General features: G+C 66.9%; 18 protein-coding genes. 13 read left to right on the top strand and 5 right to left on the bottom strand.

Annotated features, from left to right (window positions below):
* Window positions 1-65 precede the first annotated feature (65 nt).
* The 7 genes from ACSUZJ_RS19110 to ACSUZJ_RS19080 all read left to right on the top strand — a co-directional run bounded on the left by ACSUZJ_RS19110 (window position 66) and on the right by ACSUZJ_RS19080 (window position 5081).
* Window positions 66-890 carry a metal-dependent hydrolase gene (locus tag ACSUZJ_RS19110; protein WP_499410802.1) on the top strand — a complete coding sequence of 275 codons (825 nt, stop codon included), beginning with the start codon at window positions 66-68 and terminating at the stop codon, window positions 888-890.
* 238 nt (window positions 891-1128) lie between these two features.
* Entirely contained in the window at window positions 1129-1314 is a 186-nt protein-coding gene (locus ACSUZJ_RS19105; RefSeq protein WP_499410800.1) for a hypothetical protein, read from the top strand.
* On the top strand, window positions 1311-1787 hold the full coding sequence (locus ACSUZJ_RS19100; protein WP_499410798.1) for a hypothetical protein: 477 nt from the start codon (window positions 1311-1313) through the stop codon (window positions 1785-1787). Before ACSUZJ_RS19105 ends, ACSUZJ_RS19100 begins: the two co-directional genes overlap by 4 nt.
* Window positions 1788-1793: 6 nt before the next feature.
* A complete protein-coding gene (locus ACSUZJ_RS19095; RefSeq protein ID WP_499410796.1) occupies window positions 1794-3428 on the top strand; it encodes an AAA family ATPase in 1635 nt (544 codons plus the stop codon).
* A gap of 1 nt (window position 3429) precedes the next feature.
* Window positions 3430-4314: a general secretion pathway protein GspB gene (locus ACSUZJ_RS19090; protein ID WP_499410794.1), complete on the top strand. Its 885-nt coding sequence runs from the start codon at window positions 3430-3432 to the stop codon at window positions 4312-4314.
* On the top strand, window positions 4301-4861 hold the full coding sequence (gene mobB / locus ACSUZJ_RS19085; protein ID WP_499410792.1) for a molybdopterin-guanine dinucleotide biosynthesis protein B: 561 nt from the start codon (window positions 4301-4303) through the stop codon (window positions 4859-4861). Before ACSUZJ_RS19090 ends, mobB begins: the two co-directional genes overlap by 14 nt.
* A 19-nt stretch (window positions 4862-4880) precedes the next feature.
* Window positions 4881-5081, top strand: coding sequence for a YjfB family protein (locus tag ACSUZJ_RS19080; protein ID WP_499410790.1), 201 nt, complete (start codon window positions 4881-4883; stop codon window positions 5079-5081).
* Window positions 5082-5187: 106 nt separating this feature from the next.
* On the opposite strand, the gene ACSUZJ_RS19075 is transcribed toward ACSUZJ_RS19080, so the two are convergent.
* From ACSUZJ_RS19075 to fumC, 3 genes are all read right to left on the bottom strand, one after another.
* Complete coding sequence (locus ACSUZJ_RS19075; protein WP_499410788.1) at window positions 5188-5475, bottom strand: DUF883 family protein; 288 nt, start codon at window positions 5473-5475, stop codon at window positions 5188-5190.
* A 104-nt stretch (window positions 5476-5579) separates the two neighbouring features.
* Window positions 5580-5792, bottom strand: a complete 213-nt coding sequence (locus ACSUZJ_RS19070; RefSeq protein WP_499410786.1) for an RNA-binding S4 domain-containing protein — start codon at window positions 5790-5792, stop codon at window positions 5580-5582.
* A gap of 54 nt (window positions 5793-5846) precedes the next feature.
* Entirely contained in the window at window positions 5847-7241 is a 1395-nt protein-coding gene (fumC, locus tag ACSUZJ_RS19065) for a class II fumarate hydratase (protein WP_499410784.1), read from the bottom strand.
* Window positions 7242-7328: 87 nt separating this feature from the next.
* On the opposite strand from fumC, the gene ACSUZJ_RS19060 reads away from it, so the two are divergent.
* Entirely contained in the window at window positions 7329-8486 is a 1158-nt protein-coding gene (locus ACSUZJ_RS19060; RefSeq protein WP_499410782.1) for a FimV/HubP-related protein, read from the top strand.
* Window positions 8487-8909: 423 nt separating this feature from the next.
* On the opposite strand, the gene ACSUZJ_RS19055 is transcribed toward ACSUZJ_RS19060, so the two are convergent.
* Window positions 8910-9191, bottom strand: a complete 282-nt coding sequence (locus tag ACSUZJ_RS19055) for a flagellar protein FliT (RefSeq protein WP_499410780.1) — start codon at window positions 9189-9191, stop codon at window positions 8910-8912.
* A gap of 304 nt (window positions 9192-9495) precedes the next feature.
* On the opposite strand from ACSUZJ_RS19055, the gene ACSUZJ_RS19050 reads away from it, so the two are divergent.
* The 4 genes from ACSUZJ_RS19050 to ACSUZJ_RS19035 are packed head-to-tail and all read left to right on the top strand — an operon-like array spanning window position 9496 to window position 15203.
* Window positions 9496-12129: a M1 family metallopeptidase gene (locus ACSUZJ_RS19050; RefSeq protein ID WP_499410778.1), complete on the top strand. Its 2634-nt coding sequence runs from the start codon at window positions 9496-9498 to the stop codon at window positions 12127-12129.
* A gap of 24 nt (window positions 12130-12153) precedes the next feature.
* A complete protein-coding gene (locus tag ACSUZJ_RS19045; protein WP_499410776.1) occupies window positions 12154-14265 on the top strand; it encodes a M13 family metallopeptidase in 2112 nt (703 codons plus the stop codon).
* A 55-nt stretch (window positions 14266-14320) separates the two neighbouring features.
* Window positions 14321-14989, top strand: a complete 669-nt coding sequence (locus tag ACSUZJ_RS19040; protein WP_499410774.1) for a class I SAM-dependent methyltransferase — start codon at window positions 14321-14323, stop codon at window positions 14987-14989.
* 37 nt (window positions 14990-15026) lie between these two features.
* Window positions 15027-15203 carry a CsbD family protein gene (locus ACSUZJ_RS19035; RefSeq protein ID WP_499410772.1) on the top strand — a complete coding sequence of 59 codons (177 nt, stop codon included), beginning with the start codon at window positions 15027-15029 and terminating at the stop codon, window positions 15201-15203.
* A gap of 49 nt (window positions 15204-15252) precedes the next feature.
* Here ACSUZJ_RS19035 and ACSUZJ_RS19030 read toward each other — a convergent pair whose 3' ends face one another.
* Window positions 15253-16338, bottom strand: coding sequence for an AI-2E family transporter (locus ACSUZJ_RS19030; protein WP_499410770.1), 1086 nt, complete (start codon window positions 16336-16338; stop codon window positions 15253-15255).
* A gap of 197 nt (window positions 16339-16535) precedes the next feature.
* Here ACSUZJ_RS19030 and ACSUZJ_RS19025 point away from each other — a divergent pair, with 197 nt between their 5' ends.
* Entirely contained in the window at window positions 16536-16721 is a 186-nt protein-coding gene (locus ACSUZJ_RS19025; protein ID WP_312553585.1) for a CsbD family protein, read from the top strand.
* The last annotated feature ends 60 nt before the right edge of the window (window positions 16722-16781 follow it).

Below are 16781 nucleotides of genomic sequence, written 5' to 3'. Positions count from 1 at the left end.
GCGCCGGCGCCCGCCGCTTTCCGTTTCCCCCGGTCTTCAGATTGCACGCCTGCTGAGGAGTTCGCATGTCTACCCTGACTGTCCGCAAGATCGATGTCGACCTGTCGCAGGGTTTCGCCCGCCACTGGAATGGCGGCGACGCCTACCGCACCCAGCTCTTCAACGCGCTGTCGATGAGCTTCCCCCGCGGCGAACAATTGTTCATCGATGCGGTGCGCGATGTGCCCCAGGAATGCCTGACGGACCCGCGGCTGGCCGCCGAGGTCAGGGATTTCATCGGCCAGGAAGCGACCCACCGCCACCTGCACACGCAATACAACCGGCAGCTCGAGCACCATGGCCTGCCCTACACGCGCGAGGAAAAGCTCAAGAAACGTCTCGCCCGTGTCGATAAACTGGGCGTGCTGGACCGGCTGGCGATCACCTGCGCGCTGGAGCACTACACGGCGGTGCTGGCCGACGGTGTGCTGCGCCATCCCGACTGGCTCGAGGGCGCCGAGCCGCGAATGCGCACCCTGTGGTCCTGGCATGCGGTCGAGGAAACCGAGCACAAGGGCGTGGCCTTCGATGCCTACCTGGCGGCGGGCGGCGGTTACCGGCGACGGGTGGCGTGGTACCTGCACGCAAGCATGGTGTTTGCTTACGATACCTTCATGCAGACCCTGCACAACCTGCGCAACGACGGTCAGCTGTTTCGCTTGCGCACCTGGGCCAGCGCGCTGAACACCTGGTTCGGGCGCAGCGGGCTGGCCTGGCACCTGGCGAAGCCGGTGCTCGCATACCTGTCGCCGCGTTTCCATCCGTGGCGGCACGACAACCGCAAGCTGATCGAAACGTGGCTTGAACACAACAGTGGCGCCTGGCGCCCGGTCAGGGCAGGGAACAATTGAACGCGCGCCGTCCTGCCGGCCCGGGCGGCAAGCTGTCATAATGAGAACCTATCCCAGTAGGGAGGAGGAAGTTGATGACGATGGATGGCAAGCGCGGGCAAGGCGCGAGGAGGCGGCATGGCGAGCCATGCAACGACGAGCAACGCAGCCCCCGCTTGTCAGGCGCGTCAGCAACGACTCATTCCCTGCTGGGAGAGGTTCTAATGCTTGGCAGGACGGAGCGGGTAAGGAGAAAGCAGTGATTCGTTACATGGGCACGCGCAAGAACGATACAGGCGCGGCTGTCTACGGGTTTATCGTGAATGGCTTCGGAAAGGAGGTCCGCGAGCGCGCATTCAGGCAGCATCCGGGCTGCTACGAGGCTTTGCCGGCATCGGCCAAGGCGAAGATCGCGGCCAGCCGCGACTGGCTGTCGAAAGCGTGACGCGGCTCTCCGGCATCGCTGCAGCAGCGGGGCTGGCGCTCGCCTGTGCCCACGTATCCGCACAAGCATTGCCGTCGACCTTCGCGCCGACGATCACCAGCGCGCTGCTGTGCCGTAGCCATCTCGACAACGTCTACTTCCATTCCTACCTCACCACCGCCTTCGGCCCGGCCTACAAGCACGAGGGTGGGGCGTACTGGTTCAGGCTCGACGCCACCCTCTGGGGCAAGCCCGTGACGGAAGTCATGATCAGCGACGACACGAGCGAGCTGGTGTTCGTCGCGGCCGTGGCCGAGAGCAAGCCGGAAGAACTCGAAGAAGCGATCCGGGCCAGTGCCGGAATCCGCCACCGGGCCGTCGACGCCTCGCCGTTTCCCTTACGGGTATCAAACCCCGGCAGCGTCATCGCTTATCAGAACAGCAAATCCAAAATATACTGCGCGAGGTATAAACCTCTGCCGCCAGGGCGCTAGTCTTTCATGTACACCCATTACTTCAGCCTGAAGGGGGCGCCCTTCTCGATCGCGCCCGACCCGCGCTACCTGTTCATGAGCGAGCGCCACCGCGAGGCGCTGGCCCACCTGCTGTACGGAATCGGCAGCGGCGGCGGCTTTGTGCTGCTGACCGGCGAGATCGGCGCCGGCAAGACCACCGTGTGCCGCTGCTTCATCGAGCAGGTGCCGGAAAACTGCCGCCTGGCCTATATCTTCAATCCCAAGCTGACCGTGGGCGAGCTGCTGCAGTCGGTGTGCGAAGAATTCCGCATCGACGTTCCGGCGGGGCAGGGCGGCGTGAAGGCCTATGTCGACGCCATCAACGACTACCTGCTGGCTTCCCATGCGCAGGGGTGCAACAACGTGCTCGTCATCGATGAGGCGCAAAACCTGTCGGCCGAGGTCCTGGAGCAATTGCGCCTGTTGACCAACCTGGAAACCAGCGAACGCAAGCTGCTGCAGATCATCCTGATCGGCCAGCCCGAACTGCGCACCATGCTGGCCCGTCCTGAACTGGAACAACTGGCCCAGCGCGTGATCGCGCGCTACCACCTGGGGCCGCTGTCCGAGCCCGAAACCGGGGCCTACATCGCCCACCGCATGGCGGTGGCCGGGGCCCAGGGCGCGCCGGTGTTTCCGGCGTCGAGCGTGCCCCTGATCCATCGCATCACCCACGGCGTGCCGCGCCGCATCAACCTGCTGTGCGACCGCGCGCTGCTGGGCGCCTATGTCGAGAACAGCCGCGAGGTGACGCGGAGAATCGTGCGCACTGCCGCAGGCGAGGTGTTTGCCGGCGAAGCGCTGGCCGCGCGTACGCCGCGCTGGCCGCTGGTGGCCGGCGGCGTCGTGGCCGGCCTGGCGCTCAGCGCCGCCGCGGCCTGGCAGGTGCTGCCGCGTGGCGCGGCGCCGGTGGCCGCGGCTGCGAAGACCTTACCCGCGCAGGACGCCTCCGGCACGAAGGCCGTGCCGGTACAGGCGAACGCGATCGTCGCGGCCAGGCCGGCTGCCGCCACCGCTCCCGGCCTGCCGCAGGGCCATGCCCAGGAGGCGCGGGCGCTGCGCGCGCTGGCCGGATTCTGGGGCGCCAGCCTGGCGGCGGGCGACCCCTGCCAGGCGGCCATTCGCCAGGACCTGCGCTGCCACCAGGGCAGGGGCGGCATCGTCGAGCTGCGCCAGCTGGACCGGCCGGCCGTCATCACCCTGCGCGAAGGCGCGGCCACCAGCTACGCAGTGCTCGCTGCCATGGACGAACGCGGCGCGATCCTGCTGGACCGCGACGGCAAGCGCGAGCGTGTTGAGCTGGGGGCGCTGGCGCTGCGCTTTACCGGCGAATTCACGACTTTCTGGAGGATGGCGCGCAGCTTCCGCGACCAGCTCGCCGTCGGCGACCAGGGGCCGGACGTCGACTGGCTGGCCGCCCAGCTGGCGCGGCTGAACGGCGCACCGCCGCCGCCGTCGCGCCAGCCCTTCAGCGCCCACACGCACCAGCTCTTGCGCGCTTTCCAGACGAAACAGCAGTTGAAGGCCGACGGCGTGGCCGGGCCGCGCACCTACATCCGCCTGAACCAGCTCACCGGCGTGAGCGAGCCGCGCCTGCTCGCCGCCGCAACGGGACAATAAGATGTCGTACATTCTCGAAGCACTGAAGAAGGCCCAGGCCGAACGCCAGCTGGGCAGCGCGCCGGATATCCATGCACCGGCGCCGGTCCATGCGCCTGCGCCCAGCGGCGCTGCCAGCCGCAAGCCCCTCCTGGTCGGCCTGTCGGCCGGCATCGTGATCGCCGGCGTGGCTGGCGCGCTGGCCTGGCGTGCGCAGGCGCCAGTGCCGGCACAGGCGGACCAGGCCCCGGCGCCAACGCTCGCGCAAGCGACGCCATCCGATCCGCCCGCGGCCGCCTCGATACCGGCCCCGGCGCCGAGCCCTGCAGCCGCTGCGGCGGCCGTTGCCGCGCCTGCCCGCACAGCCGTCGCGGCAACGAGCCCGGCGCCAGCCGCGCCAGTCGCTTCCACACCGACTCCCGCAGCAGCCCCGGCGCCGGCCAAGGCCGTCGTCGCCCAAGCTGCGCCGGCGGCGCCGCTCCCGCCCGCCGCGGCGCCTGCGCGATCGCGCCTGCCTGCCCAGTCCACGCAGCCCGAGACCGCGGCGCTGGCGGCGCGCAACAGTGCCGCGCCGGCCCCGGCGGCCCGCGATGCCGTCCCCGAGGCGGTCTACCTGCCGGCGCCCAGCCGTGCACCCGATGCCGCGCCGGTCGCCCGGGCGCCAGAAGCGGCGGAGGAAAACCTGCGCAGCTTCCAGCAACTGCCGGAAGCGCTCCAGCGCGAGATCCCGCGCGTGAGCGTCGGCGGCTACATCTACTCGCCGAATCCCGCCGACCGCCTGCTGCTGATCGACAAGACGCTGCGCCGCGAAGGCGAGGAGGTGGCGCCCGGCCTGGTGCTGGAGCGCCTGCTGCCGAAGTACGCCGTGATGAATTACCGGGGCAACCGCTACCGTGTCGGCTACTGATCCCGGCCTGGCGCTGGCCGTCGTCGGCTGGTCCGGCAGCGGCAAGACGACGCTGCTCGAATTCCTGGTCGGACGGCTCGCGGCGCGCGGCCTGCGCGTGAACATCCTCAAGCACAGCCACCACGACATCGTGCTCGAGCCGCCGCAGAAGGACAGCGCGCGCCTGCGCATGGCCGGCGCCGCCGAGGTGATGATCGCCTCTCCTTACCGCTACGCCATCATGCGCGAACTGCGCGGCCAGGAAGAGCCGCCGCTGCGCGAACAGCTGGCGCGCCTGGCGCCGGCCGACCTGACCCTGGTCGAAGGCTACAAATGGGAGCCGCTGCCGAAACTCGAGGTGTTTCGCCCGGCGCTGGGGCGGCCGTCCCTGTACCAGGACGATCCGCATGTGGTGGCGGTGGCCTCGGATGCGCCTGCGCCGGCCGGGCTGCGCCCGGAGCTGCGCTGGCTGGACCTGAACGCGCCGGAGGACGTTTTGGCCTGGATCAGCAACTGGATGATGACGGACCATAAAGTTCCCTTGAATCAATCCGTAAACAAGGGATAACCCTCAACAGGAGACCGTCATGGACGCCCTCGGCATCGCCAAGTTATCCACCACCATCGCAGAGACCGGCAACAAGCAGGAAGTTGCCATCGCGATGCTCAAGAAGCAGCAGGACATGCAGAAGTCGATGGCCACCCAGATCCTCGACAGCATCCAGCCGCCGCAGCCGGCACAGAACCTGCCTGCGCACCTGGGCAGCAAGATCAACACCACCGCCTGATTGGCCGGGTGTGATCGGAAGGGAAGGGAAACGGCGCCGGCAATGCGGGGCTGGCCGGCAGAGAAATCTTACACAACGCGGCGCCGTCGGCGCCGCGGTTCTTGGATCAATGGAAAGCGCGCAGGATGCGCTCTTCGCCGGTCTTGTCGGCAAAGCGTTCGTTGGCCAGGCGAGTTGCTTCCATCATGCGGGTCAGTTGCGCGTCTTCGAAGCGCGCGAGCTCTTCGTTGGCAGCGTTGAGCGCCATCGCCAGCTTGGCGCGCGCGTTCTGGTAGAGCACGCTGGTGTACTGATCGGTGTTTTTCAGCAGTTCTTCTGCGTTTTCAATGACAAGGCGCAGATCGCCAATCAGCCGTTCCTGCGTTTGGGGGTGGTATTCTTCCGGGGTTTCCATTGCCGTCACCTTAAGCCGGTTGATCACGTCTTAAAATATAAACAAGGACTACCGGTCGCGTTTGTCTGACCGCAAACGTGTGCCGCTCAGCCCGGTAGCCCCACTTACTCTACAGAAATCTGCACGTCGCCCACGGTCACGGTCTGGCCGGCGCGAATTTTTGCGGTCTTGCGCAGTTCCTGCTTGCCATCGACCGACACCACGCCGCTGGCCACGATGTTCTTGCCGGCGCCACCGCTGTCGCACAGGCCCACCAGTTTCAGCAGCTGGTTGAGTTCGACGAACTCGGATGTCAGTTCGAAAGTTGTCTGTTGCATTCTATCCTCGGGAAAAATTGTGGGGCGTACGGTTGGGTCTGCCGAACGAATCCGTTACGCCGGGTCCGGCCGCGTCATGTCGATCGGAACGATCCACTGGTTGAACTGTTCCGCGCTGACGTGGCCCGATTGCAGGGCCGCCTCGCGCAGCGTGATGCCTTCGTGCTGCGCGTGCTTGGCGATCTGCGCGGCGCGATCATACCCGATGTGCGGGGCCAGCGCGGTCACCAGCATCAGCGACTGCTCCATCAGCTCGCCGATGCGCTTGCGGTTCGGTTCGATGCCCCTGGCGCAGTGCTCATCAAAGGAGCGCATGCCGTCGGCCAGCAGGCGCGCGCTCTGCAGGAAGTTATGGGCAATCATCGGCTTGAACACGTTCAGCTCGAAGTTGCCCTGCGAGCCGCCGACGGTAATGGCGACGTCGTTGCCGAACACCTGGCAGCACAGCATCGTCAGCGCTTCGCACTGGGTCGGGTTGACCTTGCCCGGCATGATGGAGCTGCCCGGTTCGTTCTCGGGAATCGTGATCTCGCCCAGGCCCGAGCGCGGGCCGGAAGCCATCCAGCGGATGTCGTTGGCGATCTTCATGAGGGCGGCGGCGAGCGTCTTGAAGGCGCCGTGGGCGGAGACAAGCGCGTCGTGCCCGGCCAGCGCCGCGAACTTGTTCGGCGCGCTCTTGAACGCCAGCCCGGTGCGCGAGCCGAGTTCGGCGGCGATGCGCGGGGCAAATTCCGGATGGGCGTTCAGGCCGGTGCCGACCGCCGTGCCGCCGGCCGCCAGCGACAGCAGGCCGGGCAGGGCGGCGCGGATCGCCTGTTCGGCGAATTCGAGCTGGGCGACGTAGCCGGAGAATTCCTGGCCGAGCGTGAGCGGGGTCGCGTCCTGCAGGTGGGTGCGGCCGATCTTGACGATGTCGGCAAAGTCGCGCGACTTCACCTGCAGGGTGCCACGCAGGCGCGCCAGCGCCGGCAGCACGTCTTTCGAGACCGCGATCGCCGCCGCCACGTGCATGGCGGTGGGGAAAATGTCGTTCGAGGACTGGCCCATGTTGACGTGGTCGTTCGGGTGCAGCAGGCGCGCTTCGCCCCGTTCGCCGCCCATCAGTTCCGAGGCCCGGTTGGCCAGCACCTCGTTCATGTTCATGTTGCTCTGGGTGCCGGAGCCGGTTTGCCAGACGGCCAGCGGGAATTCCTCGGGGTGGCGTCCTTCGAGCACCTCGTCGGCCGCCTGCATGATGGCGTCGGCCTTGTCCTTGGGCAGCTTGCCGAGCGAGCGGTTGACGGCTGCGGCGGCACGCTTGACCTGGGCCAGCGCGGCAATCAGTTCCGGCGCCATCTTCTCGGTCGAGATGTGGAAGTGGTGCAGGGAGCGCTGGGTCTGGGCACCCCAGAGGTGGCTGGCCGGTACTTCGATCGGGCCAAAGCTGTCTTTTTCGATACGGTTGTCCATTGGCTTGTCCTTATTTCGAAGGCTGGAGCTAAAGAGTGTATCCCAACGCCCGTTAATTACGCTGAGGCTACAAATTCATTCCAGCATATGGCGATTCGCCCTTCCCACATCCTTGCCACCGTCCTGCTCGCCTGCGCGGCGCCCGGCCCTGTCCCTGCCGCCGAACTGGGCGATGCGCGGGTGCGCTCCCATATCGGGCAGGCGCTTGCCGCCGACGTCGAATTGACCCTGGTCGAGGATGCGTCCAGGCCGGTCCAGGTGCGCCTCGCGCACCCGGATGTGTACCGCGGCGCGAACATCGCCATGCCGGCGGTGCTGAACAGCCTCGACATCGCTGTGACGAGGCAGGGCGGCAAACAGTTCCTGCATCTGACATCGGGCAAGCCGGTCGAGAGCCGGCACCTGCACGTTTACCTGGAGCTGGTCGACGGCGGACAGCGCACGGTGCGCCTGGTGACGCTGTGGTTCACGCCCGATCCGCATCCGGCGCCGGCACCCGCAGCCTCACCGGCGCCGGTCGTGGCGGCCGCGCCGGTGTTGGCGGAGCCCCCGAAAGCGTCCGCGGCGCCGGCGCCGGCCAGCCCTGTGCGCGCCGTGACTCCCGCACGCAAGCCAGCGCCGCCGAAACGTCGCGCCGCACTGATCACGGCGGACGCGGATGCGCACGATGCACAGGCGCCCGCGGCCGAAGCGGCGATCGCGCCTGCCGCCTGCGCCCCGCAAGCAGCCGATGCGCAGGTCAATGCGCAAGCCAATGCCTGCGCCGTGCTTGGCGCGAAAAACGAAACCCTGCGCCAGGAGCTCGGCCAGCTCGAAGAGAAGGTCAAGGTCCTGCAGGTGGCGACCGGCGTGAAGTCGGCCGCCGAAGCCGCGGCCCAGTCCGCGCTGCAGCCGGGCGAGAAGCCGGCGTCGTCGCCGCGCATTCACCGCAAGCCCAGGCCCGCCGCCCCGCCGGAGGAGCCGACGCCCTGGCTCCTGATCGCGGGCGGGGTGTGCGCCTTGCTGGCGCTGCTGGGCGGGGCCGTGCTGCTGCGCCGCCGGCGCGCCGCGGCGGGCAAGGTCCTGAATCCGGTGCGCGAGCCGGAAGTCGTCGTCCTCCCGCAGGACAGCGCCGCCGCACCAGGCGCCGGACCGCGGCTCATGGCCGCCGTGAAAGCGCGCCTGATGGCGCTGCGCCGGGGCAAACAGGCATCCGCCGAGGCGCCGCAAACCGTGGACGAAAAAACAATTATCCAGGCGGAGTGAGGGCGCGCACGAATGTCTACACAAGCTGGAAAATTCGGTTATACTGAACTCGCTGGTTAACAAAACCACAAAAAACGGCCCAGGGTCCGGCGCAGCCACCACCGATAGCGTGGCGCGGGAAACCGGATGTACGTCGCAAGACGCCTGTCTCCGGAAGCGGTCTCGCTGCCAACAGCGGCAGGGGACGCCGGATGCAACCGGCAAAGAGGCGATCACCAGGACTAGCCTGGTGTTCGCTCTCCGAATTCATGTGGCGGGAGCATCCCGCTTCAGCAAAAGGCGCCTGCGGGCGCTTTTTTGTTTTTGTTTATTGTCTGGCGCCGCCGTCCTGGCGGAGCCACCCTGGCGCGGATCGTCCCGCGCTGGCGTCCGGAAATAAAAAAGCACCCGCAGGCGCTTTTTACAGGTGGCGGAGCAGGATGCTCAGTGCGCGCACATTGCGCGGTCGAGCTGGCCCATCCAGGGTTCGGTCACCTCGCGGATGGCGCGGTCGTTGGCCATGATCTGCTTGAGCAGGTCGATCTTGCGCAGGCGGCGCGCGCCTTCGAGCGCCGGCACGCCGGTCGCGGCGGCGCTGGCTTGCACGGCGCACTGGTCCTCCAGGCTGTCGAAGCCCCTCCAGTCCCCGGCTGTCGCCGCGGCGGCCATCTTGCCCGTCAGGCCGGCGATATTTTCGTACATAGCGAGGACTTCGTTCTGGGTCATGCTGGCACCGTGACAATATTTCTCCGGTCGGATGACCGGTTGTCCTCCTTTTACGGCGGCGGTGTCGAAAACTTTAGCCCTTTTGCTAAAAAAATTTGAAAAATATTCTGGCAAGGGACGGCCGCAGTGATTCGCGGCCTGAACAGCCGGGCAGGGCCATGCGTATTGCCGGGTTTGTGCAGTCCAGGCCCGATTTTCGCAGTCTGTCGCATTTCGTCCATGCACGATGCCGGGGTTTCGTAGAGTGCGTGCTGGGTCCTTGCGCCGCCAGGAGCGCACCCACTAATAAAAACAGAGAGGAACGATGAGACATTACCGACCATCGCGGGGCGCCGCCGCCGTCGCGTTGGCACTGGCCGCCTGTGCGGCCCAGGCCGAAGCCCCGTTTTCGTTTGCCGCCACTCCCGGCAAGCTGCCCAAGGATGTGATCCCGCTGCTGTACGACGCCCACCTGGTGCCCGATATGGCCAGCGACAGCTTCAGCGGGTCGCAGACCGTCGAGATCGAGGTGCTGCAGCCGACTTCGCGCATTGTCCTGAACGCCGCCAATCTCGCCATCGAGCGCGCCACGCTCTCGGGCAAGGGCATGGCGAAGCAAATCCTGGAGCCCCGGCTCGACGAGGCCCGGCAGACCGTCGCTTTCCACTTGGGCGCCCCGCTGGCGCCCGGCCGCTATGCGCTGTCCCTGGCCTTCCGTGGCCAGATCAACCGCGAGGGCAGGGGACTGTTCGGGGTGTCCTACAAGACCGGCGGCGCCGACAGGAAGCTGGTTGCCACGCTGCTGGCGCCGGCGGACGCGCGGCGCCTGCTGCCGACCTGGGACGAGCCGGCCTTTCGCGCCCGCTTCAGGCTGACGGTGGACCTGCCGGCCAGCTTCAAGGCCTATTCGAATACCCCGGTCGAGAAACAGGCGCCGCTGGCGGGCGGCAGGCAGCGCATTACCTTCGCGCCCACGCCAAAGATGCCGAGCTACCTGATGGCGCTGGTGGTGGGCGAACTGGAACGCGCGCAGACACGCCGGGCCGGCGTCGACATCGGCGTGGTCACGACCGAAGGCAAGCTCGGTTCCGCCGCCTTTTCGCTGGCGGCCACGGGCGACCTGCTGCACTACTACAACAATTACTTCGACATTCCCTATGCGCTCCCCAAGCTCGACCAGATCGCCATTCCCGGCGGCTTCTATGGCGCGATGGAAAGCTGGGGCGGCATCGTCTACAACGAGGCCCTGCTGCTGGTCGACCCGAAGAAGAGCCCGGAAGGCACGAGGAAGCTTGCCTTCGAGGCCAACGCCCACGAACTGGCGCACCAGTGGTTCGGCAACCTGGTGACGATGGCCTGGTGGGACAACCTCTGGCTGAACGAGGGTTTCGCTTCCTGGATGGCGGCCAAGGCCACCGAACACTTCCACCCCGAGTGGCGTCCCCACCTGGACGACATCGCCCAGCGCGAGAAGGTGCTCGACCTGGACGCGCGCAAGAGCACCCACCCGATCCAGGCCCCGATCGAGAACGAGGACCAGGCGGCCAATGCTTTCGACGCCATCATGTATATCAAGAGCAAGGCCTTCCTGCGCATGCTCGAAGCCTATGTCGGCGAAGAGCACTTCCGCAAGGGCCTGCGCGCCTACATGGCGACCCACAAGTATTCGAACACGACCTCGAACGACCTGTGGACCGCGCTCGAGAAGGCGTCGGGCAAGCCGGTGGGCAAAGTCGCCTCGGACTGGACCTTGCAGCCCGGCTATCCGCTGGTCTCGGTGAGCCAGAGCTGCGAGAACGGCAAGCGCAAGGTGACGCTGTCGCAGGAGCAGTACCGCCTCGACGAACCGGCGTCCGAACAGCGCCTGTGGCACGTGCCGCTGCAGGTCGGCACCGTCGGCGGCCGGGCCTGGACCACCTTGCTGTCCAGCCGCGGCACCAGCTTCACCCAGGGCAGTTGCGAAGGCACCCTGGTGGTCGACCCGCAGAGCGTCGGTTTCTACCGCATCCAGTACGACCGCGCCAGCTTCGACGCCCTGGCGAAGGATCTTGCGCGCCTGCCCGACACCACCCGCCTGAAACTGCTGGCCGACACCTGGAGCCTGGTGGCGGCCGGGCGCAGGCCGCTGGGCGACTACCTGCACCTGGTCGCGCAGCTCGGGAACGAGCCGCGCCTGGCCGTGTGGACGGCCACCCTGGCCAACCTCGCCACCCTCGACAGCCTGGCGCGCGGCGAGGAGGAACAGGCGCTGGTCCGCCGCTTCACGCGCCAGTTCGCGGGAGCGAAGTTCGCCCAGCTCGGCTGGAACGAGAAACCCGGCGAGGCAAGCGAGGAACGTCGCCTGCGCGCTCTGCTGGCCGGCGCCCTGGCCCGCAGCGGCGACCAGGCGGCGATCGCGGAAGCGCGCACGCGTTTCGCCGGCTACCTGCGCAACCCGGCCTCGACCAGTCCGGAAATGCTCGACTTCGTACTCGGCACGGTCGGCATGCATGCCGACGCCGCCACCTTCGACGCCCTGGCGAAGGCGCTCGCCGCGGCCGAAAACGACGAGGAGCGCAACCGCCTGGCGCGGGCCCTGGTCGCGGTCCAGGATCCCGCGCTGGCCGCCGCCGCGCTGCGCATCGCGCTGTCGCCGCAGGTCACGCCTACCATTGCCTACCTGATGATCATCGGCGCCGCGCGCGAGCATCCGGACCAGGTATGGGACTTTGCGGTGGCCAACCGCGAGGCCCTGCTGAGCAATGCCGATGCCGTCGAGCGCAACCGGGTGTACGCCGACATCGTCGGCAGCTCCGTCGAGGTGCGCCATGCGGATATGATGGAACATTATGTGGCCAAGAACTTCGGCCAGGATGCCCAGGTCGAAGCCCAGCGCGTGGGCAACGGCATCCGCATCCGCGCCGCGCAGAAGGCGCGCCTCCTGCCCCAGGTACGCGCCGCGCTGGCGCCGCAACAGTAACCGGAAACGACTATGAGGAAACCCATGAAGACAAGCCCGACCCTGACCCGCACCGCCATCGCCCTGGCCCTGTGCGGCGCCATGGCTGCGCCGGCTTTTGCCGCCGGCCAGGCCGCCACGGCGCCGGCCGCCGCAAGTTCGGCCGACAAGCCGGCCGACAGGCCCGTCGACAAAGCGACCGCCAAGCCCGCCGACAAGCCCGCCGGCATGACCGTGCTGCCAGGCGACGACTTCTTCGCCTATACCAACGGCGACTGGCTGGCGAAGACCGAGATCCCGGCCGACCGCGGCTCCTGGAGCGCGATGGGGGCGCTGGCCGAGGACACCAATACCCGCATCGCGAAGATGATCGAGGAGCTGGGCGCGGCCAAGGGCACGGCCGGCGAAGCGCGCAAGGTGGCCGACTTCTACGCCGCCTACATGGACGAGGCGGCGATCGAGAAGCGCGGCCTGGCGCCGGTCAAGCCGATGCTGGCGCAGATCGCCGCGATCAAGGACAAGGCGGCCCTGGTGCGGGCGCTTGGCGCCTCGGTGCGCGCCGACGTCGATCCGCTCAACGCCACCGACTTCTTCACCGAGAATTTGTTCGGCGTCTGGATCGCCCAGGGGCTGACCGATCCGACGCGCAACCTGCCTTACCTGCTGCAGGGCGGCCTGGGCATGCCCGACCGCGCCTACTACCTCGAGAACAATGCCCGCATGGCCGAGCTGCGCACCAAGTACCAGCAGCACATCGCGGCCATGCTGAAACTGGCCGGCTTCGACAAGGCCGAGGAGCGCGCCGCACGCGTGTTCGAGCTCGAACTGGCCCTGGCGCAGACCCATGCCACGCGCGAGGAGTCGGCCGACATCCAGAAGTCGAACAACGTCTGGACCCTGAAGGACTTCGCAAGCAAGGCGCCGGGCGTGGACTGGAACGCCTTCTTCAAGGCCGCGCGCCTGTCGGGCCAGGAGCGCTTCCAGGTCTACCACCCGAGCGCGGTGACGGGGGCGGCGCGCCTGCTGGCCGATGCCGACGTCGCCACCTGGCGCGATTACCTGGCCTTCCACAAGCTGAACCAGTACGCCAGCCTGCTGCCCAAGGCCTTCGCCGACCAGCGTTTCGAGTTCAACGGCAAGGCCCTGACCGGCACGCCCCAGCAGTCGGTGCGCTGGAAGCGCGCGCTGGCCGCCACCAACGAGGCGATGGACGAGGCGGTCGGCAAGATCTACGTCGGCCGCTACTTCCCGATCGAGGACAAGGCGCGCGTGCAGAAGATGGTCGCCAACATCATCGACGCCTTCAGCCGCCGCATCGACAAGCTCGAATGGATGGCGCCGGCCACGCGCGCCCAGGCCCAGGCGAAAGTGAAGTCGCTCTACGTGGGCGTGGGTTACCCGGACCGCTGGAAGTCCTACGACGGCCTGATGGTCAAGCGCGACGACGCTTTCGGCAACGCGGTGCGCGCCGAAGAATTCCACTACCAGCAGGAACTGGCCAAGCTGGGACGCAAGCCCGAGCGCACTGACTGGGCCATGCCGCCGCAACTGGTGAACGCGGTGAACCTGCCGCTGCAGAACGCGCTGAACTTCCCGGCCGCGATCCTGCAGCCGCCGTTCTTCGACCCGAAGGCGCCGGACGCGGTCAACTACGGCGCGATCGGCTCCATCATTGGCCACGAGATCAGCCACAGCTTCGATGACCAGGGCGCCCAGTTCGATGCCCAGGGCCGCCTGCGCGACTGGTGGACCAAGGAAGACCTGGTCCACTTCAAGGCTGCGTCCGCCAAGCTGGTGGCGCAGTACAACACCTACAAACCCTTCCCGGACCTGGCGGTCAACGGCCAGCTGACCCTGAGCGAAAACCTGGCCGACCTGGCCGGCCTGGAGGCAGCCTTCGACGCCTACAAGGCCTCGCCGGAGGGGAGAAGCGCAGGTGTCGAGGGCGAGCGCCGCTTCTTCACCGGCTTCGCCCAAGGCTGGCGCACCAAGATGCGCGAAGCCTCGCTGCGCCGCATCGTCCTGACCGACGGTCACGCACCGGCCCAGTACCGCACCTACATCGTGCGCAACCTGGACGCCTGGTACAAGGCCTTCGACGTCAAGCCGGGCCAGGCGCTGTACCTGCCGCCGCAGGAGCGCGTGCGCATCTGGTAAGCTCGCGGAGAGGCGGCGCCGGCAACGTGCCGGCGCCGCCGTCATCCGAAAAAACATGAACGAGAATCTCGACGACAGTCTCGACGCCATTGCGCGCCGCACGCTCGACCATTACGAGCGCAATGCCCAGCAATTCTTTGCCGGCACCATCGACCACGACGTCAGCCAGAACATCGCGGCCCTGCTCGGCGCGATCCAGGCGCCCGCCCCGTTCACCCTGCTCGACCTGGGCTGCGGGCCGGGGCGCGACCTGAAGACCTTCAGCGCCCTCGGCCACCGCGCCATCGGCCTGGACGGCTCGGGCGAATTCGTCGCGATGGCGCGTGCCTGGAGCGGCTGCGAGGTCTGGCACCAGGACTTCCTGCACCTGGACTTGCCGCCGGCGCTGTTCGACGGCGTGTTCGCGAATGCCTCGCTGTTCCATGTGCCAAGCAGGGCGCTGCCGGACGTGCTGGCGGCGCTGCACGCCGCGCTCAAGCCGGGTGGCGTACTGTTCAGCTCGAACCCGCGCGGGCACAACGAGGAAGGCTGGAGCGGGCCGCGCTATGGCAGCTGGTACGACTATCCGACCTGGGAGCGCCACCTGGTCGCCGCGGGCTTCCTGCCTATCCGGCACTACTACCGTCCGGAAGGGCTGCCGCGCGAACGGCAGCCCTGGCTGGCCAGCTTGTGGCGCAAACCCAATGTTAACGAACGAACAGAGGAAGCCGGCGATACGGCCTAAGGTGGGGCTTCGTTTCACTCAACCGAAGAGGCATGACATGAACGACGACCAAATCAAAGGCAAGGCCAAGGACATCGGCGGCAAGATCCAGGAAAAGGTCGGCGAAGCCGTCGGCAGCCGCCAGCAGCAGTCCGAAGGCCTGTCGAACCAGGCCGAAGGCAAGGTCCAGGAAAAAGTGGGCGATGTGAAGGACATCTTCAAGGGCAACAAGTAAGCTGGCCCGTTTCAAGCAGCAGCAGCCGCGATGCGTCGCGGCTGTTTTGTTATGTCTCCTCCACTTTGTCCCCCAGCACATCCTCCACATACAACATCTGCACCAGCACCTTGAGCGCCGCCGCCAGCGGTGTCGCCAGCGCCACGCCGGCAAAGCCGAACAGGGTGCCGAACACCAGCTGCATGACGATGGTCAGCGCCGGCGGCAGGTCGACGGCGCGCGACTCGATCAGCGGCTGCAGCAGGTAACCCTCGACCAGCTGCACGCCGGCGAACAGCAGGATGGTGTACAGCGCCAGGTCCGGGCTGATGGAAAAGGCAATCAGCACCGCCGGCACGCCCGCCATGATGGGGCCGAGGTAGGGAACGAAATCCAATAGCCCGGCAATGATGCCGAGAAGAAGGCCCAGCGGTACGCCGAGCAGGCCCAGGCCGACCGAGGTGGCGACGCCGACGATCAGCATCGAGATCGACTTTCCGAGCAGCCAGCTGCCCAGCGTGTTCCCCATCCTGGTCATGACCTGGCGCGCACGGGGGCGCTTCGATTGCGGGATCAGCTTGATGAAACCATTCGTATACAGATGGGGCGAAGCTGCGAAATAAATGCCGACAAACACGATGATGACGATATTGCCGAGTGCACCGAAGATGCCGGTGAAGAACAGCCCGGCATTCGGCATCATCGAGGACATCTGCTTGAGTGCTTCTTCCGGCGCCGGCAACTCCGCCGCAACGCGCTGGAGGATGGGGTGTTCCTTCACGAATTCCTGCAGCTTCTGGATCGACTGCGGCACCGCTTCGGCGAGCTTGGTCGACTGCTCGGCAATCTGCGGCGCCATGGCCCAGCCGCCCAGTCCGATCACGGCGAACAGCAGCAGCACCACGACGGCCAGCGCGATCTGGCGCTTCATGCCGGTGCGCTGCGCCAGCATCTCGCTCAGCTTGTACAGCAGTACCGCGCACAGGATGCAAGCAAAGACCAGCAGCAGGGCGTCGGCGGCGAACCAGACCGCGGCCAGGCCCAGGACGAAGAGCACGCCGATGCCGTCGATGATGGCCGTGCGTCTCATCAGCCTGCGCTTGGGCGTGGCGTCCGCCTCGACGGCGTGCGATGGGGAGTGGGATTGTTCGCTCATGTCGTGTCGAATTATCAAAAGGATAAACCAACACTACCACTGCGTCAGGACAACCGGCGCATGGATGAGCCGAAAGAAACTGGTGTGAGGTATTGACGAGCTATGTGAGCGGCCGTACAGATGGGCAGGCGGCGCAGGCGTATTCTGGACCCATCGCGCGGCGTATTGACCGCGCCTTACCTGCAAGGAGAACCATCATGAACAAGGACCAAGTCGAAGGCAAACTGCAAGATATCGGTGGCAAGATTCAGGAAGAAGCCGGCAAGCTGGTCGGCAACCGCGAGCAGGAAGCCAAGGGCCTGAAGAACCAGGTCGAGGGCAAGACCCAGGAAAAGTATGGCGATGCGAAGGAAGTGTTGAAGGACGGCATCGACCGCGCATGATGCGCGCATGCTTGCGGCCTGATTAAGCCTGCACCGGCCTGCAATGGAAGAAGGGCCCCG

Origin of the sequence: Telluria sp. B2 (genome assembly GCF_051789535.1) — a bacterium.
GTDB lineage: Bacteria > Pseudomonadota > Gammaproteobacteria > Burkholderiales > Burkholderiaceae_D > Telluria.
Note: the sequence above shows the minus strand (reverse complement) of the source record. Positions and strands in the feature narration are given on the sequence as shown.